Source organism: Tumebacillus lacus (assembly GCF_026410385.1).
Taxonomy (GTDB): Bacteria; Bacillota; Bacilli; order Tumebacillales; family Tumebacillaceae; genus Tumebacillus; species Tumebacillus lacus.
On sequence record NZ_JAPMLT010000009.1, the window covers coordinates 1 to 16,755 of the forward strand.

At 60.8% G+C, this 16,755-nt stretch carries 3 protein-coding genes; all 3 read right to left on the minus strand.

Annotated elements, in window-relative coordinates:
• On the minus strand, positions 1 to 1,846 hold a 1,846-nt coding region (locus OS242_RS14380), incomplete at its 3' end, for a condensation domain-containing protein (RefSeq protein WP_267152387.1).
• Between the two features lie 38 nt (positions 1,847 to 1,884).
• Entirely contained in the window at positions 1,885 to 6,837 is a 4,953-nt protein-coding gene (locus OS242_RS14385) for a non-ribosomal peptide synthetase (RefSeq protein WP_267152388.1), read from the minus strand.
• Between the two features lie 55 nt (positions 6,838 to 6,892).
• A complete protein-coding gene (locus OS242_RS14390; RefSeq protein WP_267152389.1) occupies positions 6,893 to 16,741 on the minus strand; it encodes a non-ribosomal peptide synthetase in 9,849 nt (3,282 codons plus the stop codon).
• Positions 16,742 to 16,755 lie beyond the last annotated feature (14 nt).

The following is a 16,755-nucleotide window of genomic DNA, read 5'->3' on the forward strand; positions in this document are numbered from 1 at the left end:
CTCCGGCGATCCGCTCCCATTCGCTGTCGAGACAGATCATTTCGGCGGTGTGGCCGGTGAGCAGTCCGCGCAGACGCTCTTGGGTGAGCAACACCGGGAACGCGGTGTCTTCCGCCACGTAGGTCAGACGGTCGACCGGGTAAGACGGGTCGAGCGGCACATAGGCCCCGCCCGCCTTCAAAATGCCGAGCAGCGAGACGACCATTTCGACAGATCGCTCCATCAGCACGCCGACCGCCACGTCAGCCCCGACGCCGCGTTCGCGAAGGACGCGGGCCAGTTGGTTCGAGCGGGCGTTGAGTTCGCGGAACGTGACGGTTGCCCGGTCGTCTGAAACGGCGACCGCGTCCGGCGTGCGCGCTGCTTGTGCTTCGAACAGTTCGTGCAGCACCGCGTCCTGCGGGTAGTCGGCGCGGGTGTCGTTCCATGCGCTGAGCACTTCGCTGCGCTCCGATGCTGTCAACAACGGCAACTCGCACAAACGCGTCTCCGGTCGTTTGACAATTTCTTGCAACAGAGTTTGGTAATGACCGAGGAACCGTTCCATCGTCGCTTCCTCAAACAGGTCGGCGCTGTAGGCGAGGCGCAATACCACACCCTCTTCACGCTCGATCGCCATCAAGGTCAGGTCAAATTTGGCCGGTTCATCGTCCGACTCAAGGATCTCCATCGACAGACCGGACAGTTGGAGCGACGGCAAAGGTGCATTTTGCAAGACGAACATGACTTGGAAGAAGGGCGAATCGTTGCGGCTCCGCTTCGGTTGCAGTTCCCGAACCAACACTTCGAACGGGATCTCTTGGTGCGCGTAGGCGTCGAGCGTCGCAGTGCGCACATCATGCAGAAGTTCGAGGAAGGAAGTCTCCGGTTCAAACGTCGCACGCAAAGCCAGCGTGTTGACGAAAAATCCGATCAGCCCTTCCACCTCTTCTTGATTGCGCCCGGCAATCGGTGTGCCGATGGTGATGTCGGTCTGTCTGGAGTATCGGAAGAGCAAGGCGTAAAACGCGGCCAACATCGTCATGAACAGCGTGCTGCCCTCGCGGCGGCCGAGCTCTTGGACAGGTTTCATCCACTCTTTTGACAGGGCCAGCGTCTTCACCGCTCCCTGATGTGTCGGTTGCGGTTTGCGCGGCCGGTCGGTCGGCAACTCCAGCACCGGCGGATCATCGCCCAAGCGTTGTCGCCAGTGAGCGAGTTGTTCGTCCAATACTTCCTCGCTCAGCCACTCCTGTTGCCATTCCGCGTAGTCCCCATATTGGATCGGCAGTTCCGGCAATTCCACCGGCCGCCCTTGCACAAAGCCTTCATATAATACGGCGACCTCGCGCACCAACACCCCGGACGACCAACCGTCCGAGATGATGTGGTGCATCGTCAGGACCAGCAGGTGGTCCTGTTCACCGAGTTGTACCAGCAAGGTGCGCAGCAAGGGGCCCGCTTGCAAATCGAAAGGACGGGCTGCCTCCTCCGCCGCGATCTGCATCGCGGCCGCTTCCCGCTCTTCAGCGGGAAGATGCAGCAGATCAATCCGGTTGAGCGGCACGTCGAGGGCGGGAGCGATGAACTGCATGAGTTCATCCTCTTCCCGACCAAAGACGGTACGCAGTGTCTCGTGTCGCCCGACGATCTCGGCAAAGCACGCGGCCAACGCCTCTGTGTTGAGGCTCCCGCGCATCCGTACCACTTTGGGAATGTTGTACAACGGGCTGCCGGGGTACAGTTCATCGAGCAGGTACATGCGCTGCTGCTGATGAGAAGCCGGGAACATATAATACTCGTGATCCGTTTGCTCGACTCGCTCCTGATCGTCATCCGACGAAGCGGTCCAGTTCGTTGAAGTCAATGCGTCTCATCCTCTCCCCAGAAATTTCGTAAAGGGAATTATCGTCTTACCCGGCGATCCGCACGGGAGCGGGCCGCGATCTTCGGTGCGGCGGAGGAACCGCCGTCCTGCGACTGCGCTTTGACGATCACTTCAGCCAAGAAGGCGACCGTCGGCTGCTCAAACAGGCTGCGCAGCGGCACGCTGACTTGGAACTCTTGCCGAATGCGAGAGATCACCTGTGTGCCGAGCAACGAATGTCCCCCGAGGTCAAAGAAATTGTCGAGCACGCCGATGCGCTCCAGACGCAACACGTCTGCCCAGATCCGAACGAGACGCTCTTCGGTCTCGTTGCGCGGCGCGACATATTCGGTCGCCAGTTCGTCGCGGCCGCCTTCCGGTGCGGGCAGCGCACGGCGATCGACTTTGCCGTTCGAGGTGAGCGGCAAGACTTCGAGCGGAACGAAAGCGGAAGGCACCATGTAATCGGGCAATTGTTCCTTCAATTCGCGACGCAAGGCCTGCAAGTCAGGCTCCACCCCTTCAGCCGGTACGAAATAGGCCACCAATCGCTTGTCGCCAGGCGCATCTTCGCGCACCAGCATGGCCACCTCGCGCACAGCCGCGCTGTTGAGAATCACCGAAGCGATCTCGCCCAGTTCGACGCGGAAGCCGCGGATCTTCACTTGGTCATCGATCCGACCGATGTATTCCAACTTGCCGTCCGGCAAATAGCGAGCCAGATCGCCCGTCTTGTACAGGCGTTCACCCGGTGCAGCAGCCAACGGAGAGGCGATATATTTTTCAGAAGTCAACTCGTCTCGACGCAGATAGCCGCGGGTCACCTGTGCCCCGCCGACGTGCACCTCGCCCGCGATACCGGGCGGCAACGGTTGACCGTTCGGATCGAGCAGGTACACCTGCACGTTCGGAAGCGGACGTCCCAGCGGCACGGTCGCCGAGCGGCGCTCTGCATCGAGCTCGACACGATGGGTCAGCACTCCGACCGTCGTCTCCGTCGGGCCGTAGTGGTTGTACACTGCCAGTTCCGGCGCGAGTTCACTGATCTGCTCGACCAGTTGCCAAGACAAAGCTTCCCCGCCGAAGATCAGCCGCTGCTTGGGCAGCACGCGTTGCAGCGCAACACTCATCAGCGCGGCAAAATGGGACGGTACGATCTTCAGGCAGTCAATCGGATGCCGCTCCATGTACTCCGCCATCGCATCGGCGTTCGACACGCGCTCTTGGGACAGCACATGCAGGGTGCTGCCTGTGCACAGTGCCGGGAAGATCGAAGTGTTTCCAAGGTCGGCTGCCAGCGTCGAGACGGTGGCATAGCTCGCCTTGGAAGGCAGATCGAGTGCGCCGATCACGCTCTGCACGTAGTTAAGCAAGTTGCGATGCTCGATCACAACCCCCTTCGGCTGCCCCGTGGAACCGGAGGTATAGATCACATAGGCAGCCTGTTGCGGCTCGACAGCGACTGTCGGTTCTGCTGCACTTTGTCCAGCCAGATCGTCGCCGTCGAGGAGCAGGATCTGTGCTTGGTGTGACGGCAGCGCGGCCAGAAGGCTCGATTGGGTCACGAACACCGGTGCAGCCGTGTCTGCCAACATGTAGGAGATCCGATCTTCCGGGAAGGACGGATCGAGCGACACGTAGGCAGCGCCCGCCTTCATGATGCCGAGCAGTCCGACGATCATGTCGCAGGAGCGTTCTACGCAGAGCGCGACGAGGTCTTCCGATCCGATCCCAAGCCCGATCAAACGGTGAGCCACTCGGTTCGCCTGCTCGTTCAGCTCGCGGTAGGTCAACTGCGCGTCTTCGTACACGACAGCGACCGCATCCGGCGTTGCCAGCGCCTGATTCGCGATCAGATGCGGGACCAACAGCTTTTGATCAAACGCACGCTCGGTGCGATTCCATTCACCCACCACCAGATGGCGCTCCGACTCGGTCAGCAACGAAAGCTGTCCGATCTCCGTCTCCGGCGCGTGCGCGACCTGCTCAAGCAGCAGCAAGAAATGCTCCGCCATCCGCTCGGCCGTCGCCGCATCAAACAAATCGGTGTTGTATGTGACCATGCCGAGCACGCGGTCTTCGTCCTCGACCAAGCTCATCGTCAAGTCAAATTTGGACGTGCCGCCGTCCGCCCGCAGCAGTTCCAGAGACAACCCCGGAACGTCCAGCCCGGCCAACGGATTTTTTTGCAGATCGAACATGACTTGGAACAAAGGCGTATAGCTCAAGTTGCGCTCCGGCTGCAATTCCTCAACCAATTTTTCAAACGGCAGATCTTGATGATCGTACGCCTCCAACGTCCCGCGGCGCACGCGATCCAACAGATCGGTAAACTTCATCTCGCCTGTCACGCCTGTGCGCAAGACGAGGGTGTTGACGAAAAAGCCGATCATCCGCTCGATTTCACTGCGGTTGCGGTTGGCAACAGGCGTGCCGACGAGCAGATCTTCCTGTCCCGTGTAGCGATGCAGCAGTGCTTTAAAAGCGGCCAGCAACGTCATGTGCAGCGTCGCGCCTGCGCTGCGGCTCTGCTCGTGCAAACGCGCAGCCAGAGCCGGCTCGATTTCAAAACGATGCATCCGGCCCTGCGAGCCCAGCACTGCCGGACGGGGGCGGTCTGTCGGAAGTTGCAGCACCGGCAATTGGCCTCCGAGCTGCTGTTTCCAGTACCCAACCTGCTCTTCCAGCACCTCGCCTTGCAGCCAGCCGCGTTGCCAATGAGCAAAATCGGCGTACTGAACGGCGAGCTGCGGGAGCGTCGTCTCGCGGCCTGCTTCTGCCGCTTGGTACAGCGAGAGCATTTCCTGCACCAAGACGTTCAGCGACCAGCCGTCCGAAATGATGTGGTGCATGGTCAAGAGCAGCACGTGTTCCTGTTCCGACAGCCGGACCAGACCGGCGCGCAGCAGCGGGCCTGACGTGAGGTCAAACGGCTTTTGCGCCTCTTCCGCCACCAGTCGACGCGCCTCCGTCTCCCGCTCCTCAGCCGCGAGGTCGATCAGGTCGACCACCGGCATCGCCAGCTCCAACTGCGGATGAATCACCTGCACCGGGTTCATGTTGAATTCGGTGAACGTGGTGCGCAGCGATTCATGACGGGCGACGACTTCGTTCAACCCGCGTTGCAGCAGATCGGTTCGCAGTGCGCCGCGCAGCACGACGGAGGTGGCGATGTTATAGGCCGGGTTGCCCGGCTCCAACTGATCGAGCAGCCACATCCGCTGTTGCGCGAAGGACAGCTCGCAGTTCGACCGATCCAAAAGCACCGGAATGGTCTTTTGCACAGCCGCTTGCTTGTCTCCGGAGAGATTGTCCACATGTTGAGCCAAATCTTTCAGTTTTGGATTGGCGACCATGTCCTGAATCTCTACCCGAATGCCGAGTTGCTCTCGAATGCGGGTCTGAACTTGGATCATGTTCAGCGAATCGCCGCCGAGATTGAAGAAATGACTCTGTGGTCGGACGTTGCGAGCGCCGATGACATCCCGCCAATAGCCTGCGATCACAAGTTCAGTCTCGGTCAGGTGTGCCGCTTCACCCGGATGATCCGCCTCGACCGGCATGACCTCGCTCGCGGCCGCCGTCTCCAACACGGCGCGGCTCATCGTGCGTTGCGTCTCGATCCAGTACGATCTGCGTTCAAACGGATAGGTCGGCACATGGACGCGCCGCCGTTTGAAATCAGCGTCAAACGCCCGCCAGTTCACATCGCCGCCCTGCGCCCAGTACGCGCCGAGATGCGCAAGGATCGATTGCCAGGCATCCTCGCCGCGGCGCAGCGAGCCGATGCACAACGCGCTGTCCGAAACCCCGTGATCGGCGAGCATCCGGCCGACGAGACGAGTCAAAACGGTGTGCTGCCCGATTTCAATATAGACGTTGACCCCTTGCTGCATCAGACGTTGCAATCCTTTTGCAAACCGCACCGGCTGACGGGCATGCTCGCACCAATAATCGGCATCGAGCGCGCGCCCCTTGATCACATCGCCTGTCAGATTCGAAACCAGCGGAATCTGCGGCTCCTGCATGGACACCGCTTCCAGATGGGAGCGAAACTCCTCCATCATCGGTTCGACCAGCGGGCAATGAGACGCCCGGGTACCGCCAACCCGTTTATGCACCACTTCCATCTGTTCCAACCGTTCGCACAACTGCTCGATGTGCTCTGGACGCCCTGAGACCACAACTTGATCGGATGCGTTGATGTTGGTGATCCACAGTTTCCCTTCAAAATCCCGCAGATAGCCTTGCACCGTCTCCTCATCGGCGAGCAGCGACACCATCACGCCCGGCTCACAGCGGTCATTCAGCAGATAGCCGCGGCGCATCACCAGCAGCAGCGCGTCATGCAACGACATCGAACCCGCGATGCATGCAGCGGCGAACTCACCGAGACTGTGTCCGATCAGCACTTCGGGCTGCACACCCCACGACATCCAAAGCCGTGCCAGCGCGACTTGCAACATGAACTGCAACGGTTGCGCGATGTGCATTTCCTGCAGCGACTCTTCGTGGCGTTCGTCGAACAGATACTCCAAAAAAGGTACCGGATAGTGCGTCCGCAAGATCTCCGCGCACTCATCGAATGTATGGCGGACCAGGGTCGAGCTCTCATAGAGGCTGCGACCCATCCCGCTGTATTGAGCGATCTGCCCGGTGAACAAAAATGCGACTCTTGCTTGCCCCTGCCATCTCGCGTCACCTGCCGCAAGACCTGCGCTTTGCGTGCCGTCCCACGGCGACACCGCCGCCTCGGCGAGCAGTTCATGCAGTTCGGAGCGGCTGCCCGCAACGACCGCAAGGCGGTGATCAAAGGCACGCTGCCCGACATGGAGCGTATGAGCGAGATCGCCGAGCGGCTGCTCCGGCTCAAATCCGAGATGCCGCTGGAGGTTCCGCGCTGCCTGCCGCACCGCCCGATCACTCCGGGCGGTCAGCGTAAACAGGTGGTGCGAGCGCTCAGGCATCCGCACATGATGATCGACTTTCACAAAGGTTCCTCCTCCGTCTGTGGAAATTTCCGCTCTTGCTTGGCCTTGGCTGCGATCACTCGACATCGCGCGGTGCCTCCTCCAAGATCACATGCGCATTCGTGCCACCGATCCCAAACGAGCTGACCCCGGCCCGGCGCGGGTGCGCTTCTGTCTGCCACGGCGTTGTCGCCGTGTTGACATAGAACGGGCTGTTCTCCAGATCGAGCTTCGGATTCGGCTCGGTAAAGTTCAGGCTCGGCGGAATCTCCCCGTATTTCAAGGCCAGCGCGGCTTTGATCAGGCCGGCGACCCCGGCGGCCGCATCCAGATGCCCGATGTTCGTCTTGAGCGAACCGATCGCGCAATACTGTTTACGCTCCGTCTGTTGGCGGAACACCTGCGTGAGCGCCGCCACTTCGATCGGATCGCCCAAGTTCGTGCCTGTTCCGTGCGCCTCGATATACGTGATCGTATCCGGGTCGACGCCTGCTGCTGCCTGCGCCTCTGCGATCACATCGATCTGACCTTGGATGCTCGGCGCAGTGTAGCCGATCTTCATGTTGCCGTCGTTGTTGATCGCAGAACCCTTGATCACGGCGTAGATCGGGTCTCCGTCATGCTGTGCGTCCGACAGACGCTTGAGGAAGATCACACCTGCGCCGTTGCCGCTGACCGTCCCGGCAGCCGATGCGTCAAACGCCCGGCAATGGCCGTCCGGCGAGTAGATAAAGTTCGGTTCATAGAGATAGCCGGTCTTTTGCGGCACTTGCACGGTCACGCCGCCCGCCAGCGCATAATCGCTGCGACCGGAGAGCAAACTCTCGCAGGCCAAGTGAATCGCCACCAGAGAGGTGGAGCACGCCGTGTCCACCAACATCGCTTCTCCCCGCAAGTTCAATTTATAAGCGACGCGAGTTGCCATAAAGCGCGGTTGGGCTGCCATGTACGCTTGGTACATGTCGCCGATCGACGTGCCGAGCGCATCCGGCTGCAGGTAGGTGGCATATCCGCTGCCTCCATACACGCTCACCTTCTCCTCGATCTCGTCCACGTTGTAGCCCGCGTTCTGCACCGCTGCCCAGGCACATTCCAAGAAAATGCGCTGCTGCGGATCGAGCAGACGCGCTTCCCGCTCGGAGATATTGAAGAACTCCGCATCAAACTTGTCGATGTCGTCCAGGAACGCCCCGTAGCGCAACAACTTGTCTTGGTTGGCCGGGTCTTGATTAAAGAAGCTCGGCTCCAGCTCTTCCATCGGGAACTCGCGGATGCTCGCTTTCCCGTCGCGCAGGTTTTGCCAGAACTCGTACACGTCGTTCGCATCGGGCAAACGCAGGCCGATGCCGATGATCGCGATGTCACGATCCTCCTCCGACGATTTGCGGATCGGACGCGCCGTCCGCTCTTTTTCCGCTTGTGCGGCGGACGGATCAAACGCCTCTGCCAGCGATTTGACTGTCGGGTAGCGGAACAGTTCGGTGATCGGAATGTCCAGACCGAGTTCCTTTTGCAGGGCGTCGCGCACCTTCATCACAAGGATCGAATGTCCACCGAGATCGAAGAAGTTGTCGTGCACCCCGACTCGATCCAGTTTCAAAATACGGGCCCAGATCGCTGCGATCTGCTCTTGCAACGATGTTTTGGGGGCTTCGTACTCCACAGACGCTGTTTCGCGGTGATCGGCGGCGATGCGCTCCAACGCTTTGCGGTCGATCTTGCCGTTTGGCGAAAGCGGGATCTCATCGAGTCGCACCAGCGACGGCGGGATCATAAAGTCAGGCATCGTGCGGGCGAGGAACTCTTTCAGCACGTTCGCCGTCACCGCTTGCTCTCCGGTGTAGAACCCGATCAGCGTCACGCCGCCATCAGGAGCTTTGCGGACGAGCACGGCCGCATGATCGACTTGCGGATGCTCCAGCAAGCCGTTTTCAATTTCGCCCAGTTCGATGCGATAGCCGCGCACCTTCACCTGATGATCGAGACGGCCGAGGTATTGCAGGCTTCCGTCCGGCAGGTAGCAGGCGAGGTCGCCCGTCTTGTAGAGGCGGCCGCCGGTTTGAACGAACGGATCGGCGAGGAAACGCTCCTCCGTCAGCTCCGAACGGTTGTGATAGCCGCGCGCGACTTGAATCCCGCCGATATGCAACTCGCCCGGTGTCCCCATCGGGACCGGCCGCAGCCAGCGGTCGAGCACATGCATCTGCGTATTGGCCACCGCATAGCCGATCGGCACAAAGCCGAGCGCATGGCCTTGCTCGCACGCCCAATACGTGACGTCGATGGCCGCTTCTGTCGGACCGTACAGATTGTGCAGTTCAACGTGCGGAAGTCGATCAAAGAAACGCTCTTGCAACTCGAACGGCAAGGCCTCGCCGCTGCACATCACGCGGCGCAGACTGCGGCATGCCTCCACCTCATCGTCCTCAAGGAACGCCTGCAGCATCGACGGAACGAAGTGCATCGTGGTGATCCCTTGCTCCTCGATCAGCCCGATCATGTAGCGGCTGTCTCGGTGCCCTTCCGGACGGGCCACCACCAACCGCGCACCGACGAGCAGCGGCCAGAAGAACTCCCAGACCGACACGTCAAAGGAGAACGGCGTTTTCTGCAAGACGGCATCCTCCGCCGTCAGCCCATACTCATCCTGCATCCACAGCAGGCGGTTGACGATCCCGCGATGCTCGTTCATCGCCCCTTTCGGCAGGCCGGTCGAGCCGGACGTGTAGATCATGTACGCCAGATTCTCGGCCACCACGTCTGTCTGCGGGTTTTCCGCCGATTCCGATGCGAGCGACTCCTGCGCCGTGTCCAAGCAGATCGTCCGTCCTTGGTAAGCGGGCAGTCCGTCGATCAGATGCGACTGCGTCATCAGCACCGAAACGCCGGAGTCTGCCAGCATAAACTCCACGCGATCTTGCGGATAGGTCGGGTCGATCGGCACGTAGGCAGCCCCTGCCTTCAACACGCCGTACAGGGCGACGACCATCTCCGGCGAACGCTCCATGCAAACGCCGACAAACTGATCCGCACCGACGCCGTTTTTCAGCAGATGATGCGCGAGTCGGTTGGCCCGCTCGTTCAACTCCCGGTAGGTCAGTTGCTCTTCGCCAAACACCACTGCCGTTGCGTCCGGAGTGCGTTCCACCTGCGCTTCGAACAGGCGATGCAGGCAGACGTCTGTCGGATACTCGCGATGCGTGCTGTTCCACGCGGCCAGTTCGGCCAACTCTTCAGCCGCCATCAGATCCACCGTCTGGTAATGTCCCTCCGGCTCAGCCGTCATGCCGGCAAATGCCCGTTGGAAATACCCGGCCATCGCCTGCATTTGCATATCGTTAAATTCTGCAGCCATCCATTGCAGGCGCATTTGCACGTCGCCTGCGCCGTCGACGCTGAACTCGACTGCGAACGGGAAATCGGTGTAGATAAAATCGCGCTGGTTCAGCACTTCCAGATCGCTCATCTCACGCAGCGAATCGTACACGTGGAAGTTGATGTAGTTGAACAGCGACTCAAAGAGAGCCTGTCCGCCGTGATCCTGTTGCATCTGCGCCATCGGATAGCGGCGATGCGGCAGCGCCTCCAGATCCTTTTCAAACACCTCGCGAATCAAATCGATCCACGTGCCGCCCGCCAATTCAAAGCGGTACGGCAACGAGTTGAGATGCAAGCCGATAACCCGCTCCCCGTCGGCCGTCTCCGGTCGACCGTTGGCGACCACGCCGGTTACGACGTCGGTCTGCCCGCTGACAAAGCTCATCACGCGCAGGTGAGCGGCCAGCAAGACATGCTTGAGCGGCACGCGAGCTGACTGCGCCAACTCCTGCAAACGGCGAGACACATCGGCTCCGAGCGGCACATCCAAGGTCAGCAATTGACCGTTCGCACCCTGTTGCTCGGCCGTCTGCGGCAAACGCGGCAGTTTCGTAAACGAGTACCCGGCCAGCCAGTCGCTCCAGTAGCGCTTCGATGCCTCCGACTGCAAAGCCGCTTGTTCCAAGTGGATGAAGTCACGGTACGACACGGTCGGCGCGTCGCCGATCGGCAACGCCTCCCCTTTTGCCAGCGCAAGATAGGCGCGGAAGAATTCGGTAAACAGGGACGCGATACTCCAACCGTCTGTGATCACATGATGTTCGGTGAATGCAAATTGGAACGTGTCCTCCGAGCGGCGATGAATGGTAAAGCGCTCCAGCGGTGCCTGACTCCAATCGAAATGGCGCTTGCACTCCGCATCGAACCACTCTTGCAAATAGATCTCCTGCTCTTCGTTCGACAGGTGTCGGATGTCTTCCACCACCAGCGGCAATTCAACCGACTCATGTACCAGTTGCAAAGACTGGCTGTAAGTCGTCAGATCGAACGAACTGCGCAGGTTCGGGTGACGGTCGATCACGAGCCGCACCGCCTCGGTCAGGGCTGTCTCGTCAAACGGCGCTTTCACTTGCACACTGATCACGTTGTGATAGACAGACGACTCCGGCGTCAGAGCGCTTTGGAACAACATCCCTTCCTGCAGTTTGGCGAGCGGGAACGCATCGACGATGCCGTCCGGCAACGCAGCGCGATCGGCCGGCAGCAACAAATCAAACGGTTTGCTCATCGGCGCGGATGCCGCACCCTGCTCGAAAGGACGCACGACCTGTGTCAGCTCGCGAATCGTCTGGTGCTGGAACATGTCTTGCAACTCAAATGTCAGTCCGCGCTCCTGAGCCTTGGACAGGACCTGAATGCTGCGGATCGAGTCGCCGCCCAGTTCAAAATAGTTGTCATCGAGACCGACGCGCTCCATCCCGAGCACCGACGCCCACACTTCGGCGAGCGAAGCCTCACGCTCATCGCGAGGCGCGACATACTCCACAGCCGCACGCTGGATCTCCGGTGCGGGCAGTGCCCGGCGTTCGACCTTGCCATTGGGCGAGAGCGGCATCTCCGGCAACGTCACGAAAGCGGACGGCACCATGTACTCCGGCAGAGTCGCGAGCAGATGTCGGCGCAGTTCGGACACCGGCACGTCGCAGCCCGGCGTGAACACCACGTAGCCGACGAGACGTTTGTGTCCCGATCCGTCGTCATACGCGGTGACGACCGACTGGAGCACCTCTTCATGCTGGTCGAGCACGGCCTCGATCTCGCCGAGTTCGATTCGGAAGCCGCGAATCTTCACTTGGAAGTCGAGACGGCCGAGGTATTCGATGGAACCGTCAGGCAGATAGCGCACCAAGTCGCCCGTCTTGTACAGACGCCCGCCCGACACGCCGCCGAACGGATCGGCGATAAACTTTTCAGCGGTCAGATCCGGACGGTTGTGGTACCCGCGCGCGACCTGAATCCCGCCGATGTGCAGTTCGCCTGCGACGCCGACCGGCACCGGTTCGAGGTGGCGGTCGAGCACATAGACCTGCGTGTTGGCCACCGGGCGGCCGATCGGCACCAGACGACGCTCATCCTCGCGGTCGCACGCCCAGTAGGTCACGTCGACAGCAGCCTCCGTCGGGCCGTACAAGTTATGCAGTTCAACGCCGGACAGTCGCTCAAAGAACCGCTCCTGCAGATCGTACGGCAACGCCTCGCCGCTGCACATGACGCGGCGCAGACTGGAGCAGCGCGTGATCGACGGCTCTTCGAGGAACACTTGCAGCATCGACGGTACGAAGTGCAGCGTCGTCACTTGCTCCGATTCGATCAATCGCGCCAGATAAGCGGCATCCTTATGCCCTTCCGGACGGGCGATCACCAAGCGGGCTCCAGCCAGCAACGGCCAGAAGAACTCCCAGACCGACACGTCAAAGGAGAACGGCGTTTTCTGCAAGACGGCATCCTCCGCCGTCAACCCGTACTCATCCTGCATCCACAGCAGGCGGTTGATGATCCCGCGATGCTCGTTCATCGCCCCTTTGGGACGGCCGGTCGAGCCGGACGTGTAGATCATGTAGGCCAAATGAGTCGGGAGCACACCGCTCGTCACATTCCCGTCTTCCTCGACGGCGATCTGCACCCAATCGGTATCCAGTTTCAACACGGTCGCTCCGTGCTCCGGCAGTCCGTCCGCCAGATGCGACTGCGTCAGAAGCATCGGCACGCCGGAGTCCTCCAGCAGATAAGCGAGACGATCCTGCGGATACGTCGGGTCGATCGGCACGTAAGCCGCCCCCGCTTTCAAAATCCCGTACAGTGCCACGACCATCTCCACGGAACGCTCCATGCAGACGCCGACCAGCACGTCAGGGCCGACTCCGCTCCGTTGCAGATGACGGGCCAATTTGTTAGCCCGGCTGTTCAATTCCCCGTAGGTGAGGCATTCCTCCCCAAAGACGAGCGCCGTCGCTTCCGGCGTGCGCGCCGCCTGCTGTTCGAAGAGTTGGTGCAAGCACACATCTCGCGGATACTCGCGAGCCGTGTCGTTCCAAACAGTCAGCAGATCTTGCCGCTCGACAGCGGTCACAAGCGGCAAACGATCCACCGTTTGCTCCGGATCGGCCGCGATCCCGGTCAACAGCGTGGCAAACCCCGTCGCCATCCGCTCGATGGTCGCCGCTTCAAACAGATCGGTGCTGTATTCGATCACACCGTGCAGTTCACCGTCCGCCTCACCCATCAACAGCGTGAGATCAAGTTGCGAGTAGCGCGTGCTCAACGCCTCCGACGTCATGCTCAAACCGCCGAGGTCGACCGTCACACCGGCATCGCCGAGCGCGAGCCGCGTCATGCGCTCATCCTCGCCCGCCTGTGCCCGTTGCATCGTAAACATCGCTTGGTACACAGGCGAGTGGCTCAAGTCGCGCTTGTTCTGCAATCTGTCAGCGAGCAGTCCAAACGGATACGCTTGATGCTCCATTGCCGCTAGTACCGTGCGCCGCACCTGATCGAGGAAGCGGCGGAACGGCAACGCTGCCGAGAGATCTCCCCGCAAAACGACCGGGTTGACAAAATATCCGACGACATCCGCTTCCTGCGCCCTGCTGCGACCGACGGTCGGGCTGCCGACAAGGATGTCATCCTGCCCGCTGTATCGATGCAACAACACTTGGAACGCGGCCAGCAGCGTCATGTACAGCGTCGAGCCGTTCTCCTTGGCAAGCTCCTTCAGAGCCGTTGTCAAAGACGGCGGCAGTTGGAAGCGATGCGCTGCCCCTCGATAACTCTGCACGGCCGCACGCGGACGGTCACTTGGCAAACTCAACACCGGCAGTGCTCCGCCGAGCTGTTCCCGCCAATAGTTCCACAGTCGCTCACCTTCCGAGCCGGCCAGCATCTCCGCTTGCCGCGCCGCATACTGCGCATATGAACCTGCCGCAGCCAGTTCCGGGGTCTCGCCGCGCTGCAACGCCTGATAGGCCGTCCCAAGGTCGCGGGCGAATACGCCGAACGACCAGAAGTCGGTGGCGATGTGGTGGACCGTCAACAACAACACCACGCCTTCAGAGCCGCGAAGATAGAGAGAAGCGCGCAGAGGTGTCTCCCGCTCCAAATCGAACGGACGATTGGCCTCCTCATCGAGTTGCGCCCGCAACTCCGCCTCGTCCCACAATCCTGCATCCACCTCTTGCCAATTCAAAACTGCCGACTCTGACACGCGTTGCACCGCGCCGCCGTCTGCCGCATGGTAGGTCGCACGCAGCAACGGGTGACGGCGCACGACCGCCTGCATCGCTTCGCGCAACAACTCCCTGTCAACACCCGCGTCGAGCCGCACCGCCCGCGAGATGTTGTACGGTGCGCGATCCGGCGCCAAACGCTGCAGGAAGAACAGCGACTGTTGCCCGCTCGTCTGCGGGAACTCACCCGGCTCGACCGTTTGAACCGCTTCGGTCACTTGCTGCTTCGAGACGGGGGTCTCCCCTGCCCGTGCGAGCACTTCCGCTGCTGCGCCCTTTAACGTCAGCCCGTCCAAAAACCGCGAAAGCGGCAGGTCAACGCCAAAGCGCTCTTCCAGATCATTTTTCAACTCCACCGCCATCAGCGAATCGATCCCAAGGGCGTACAACGGCTGCTCCAACAGCTCAGGAGCCGCTGCCATCCTCAACACTTCCGACGCCTTCGCCAGCAAATAACCGTCCAGCGCCGCCTCTCGATCCGATTCAGGCATCGCCAGCAATTCCGCCTGCGTCAATTCCGCTGCGACCGCGACCGTCGCCTCAGCAGCCGAAGCGGCTTCTTGCACATACAGATCGGCCGCCTTTGCAGCCTCGCCTTGCACACTGCGGTACACCTCTTCCAGCGTGCCGTCCCCATACTTTGCTTTGCAGGCATGACGCTGGATCTTGCCGCTCGAAGTCTTGGGAATGCTCGTCGGACGAATCAGCACGATCGCATAGACCGGCAGTTGATGTTGCTCAGAGATCGCGCGGCGGATCGCCTGCACAACCTCCTCCAGATTGGCTTTGCGGAACGAACGCTCAATCTCATGGACGATCACCAGTTGCTCCTCGCCCTCCGCTTCCACAGAAAAGGCGGCGCCGTTGCTCGACGCGACGGCCGGGTGAGACTCCTGCACAGTGAACTCCAGATCCTGCGGGTAGAAGTTTCGCCCGCGGATGATGATCAGGTCCTTCAATCGACCTGTCACATACAGTTCGCCATCCTGCAGGAATCCAAGGTCGCCCGTGCGCAGAAACGGACCTTCCCCGCTGTCTGCCAGATACGCGTGGAATGTGCTCTCCGTCTGCTCCACGCGCCGCCAGTACCCCTGCGCCACGCTGTCTCCCTTCACCCAGATCTCCCCGACCTGCTCTTCCGCGCAGGAAGTCAGCGACTCCGGATGCGCAATCACCACACGTTGCGGTGTCAAGGCCGGACGGCCGCTGCTGACCAGCGTCACAGCGTTCTCGCCTTCCGCCTCGGCCGCCACCGCACGGTGCAGTTCCAACTCATCCGCCGCAAAAGTGCGTTTGATCGGTTGTTCAGATGGCGAACCGCCGGAGACGAACAGCGTCCCTTCGGCCAGACCGTAGCAAGGGTAGAACGCCTCTTTGCGGAATCCGTTGGCAGCAAACGTATCGGCAAACCGTTCCAACGTCTCCGCCCGCACCGGCTCAGCCCCGCTGAACGCACTCTGCCAGGAACTCAAATCGAGTGCCGCTCGTTGCTCCGGCGTGATTTTACGCAGGCACAGATCATACGCAAAGTTCGGACCGCCGCTGACCGTCGCCTTCGTACGAGAGATCGCTTCCAACCAACGAGACGGCTTTGTAATAAAATCGACAGGCGCCATCAAAGTGACCGGATATCCGTTATACAACGGCTGCAAAATCCCCCCGATCAAGCCCATGTCATGATAAGGCGGCAGCCAAATGACACCCCGGCTCTCCCGTGACGTGGCAAAGCTCGCCGTGATGATCTCCAAATTATGTAACAGGTTGCCGTGCGACAAGACGACCCCTTTCGGCAGCGAGGTCGAGCCGGACGTATATTGCAAAAAGGCGATCGAGTCACTGTCGAGCGCAGGCTCTTGCCACAAGTCCGCCCCTTCCTCAGCCAGTTCGTCGGTGTTCACCCAGTGAAGCCCGGCGAGCGCCTCCGAGTCGGCAAAGCGGCGCACGATGCTGGCATGAATCGCGCCAGTGGTCAACGCAAATCTCGCCTCGGCATCTGTCACCACCGCTTGCAGGCGGTTCAGATTGCCGTTTTGACGCGGTGGATACGCAGGAACCGCATACACGCCCGCATACAGACAACCAAAGAAAGCGACGATATAGTCGAGCCCCGGCTGATAGAGCAACAGCGCACGCTCTTGCAGACCGCCCAAGCCGGCCAACCGCACGGCCAACGCACGCGCTTTCGTGTCCAATTCGCCATAGGTGAGACTTTCTTCACCTCCGTCCTCCAGCAGGAACGTATAGGCCAAACGATTCGGCTCACAGAGAGCGCGCTCACGGAGCAGGGCAACCAAGGTCGGGAACTGCCTCATCATCTCGTTCATTTACGAATCCCTCC

Coding starts and splice junctions, on each gene's coding strand:
- OS242_RS14390 (WP_267152389.1), bottom strand. CDS start 16,741: ATGAACGAGATGATGAGGCAGTTCCCGACCTTGGTTGCCCTGCTCCGT.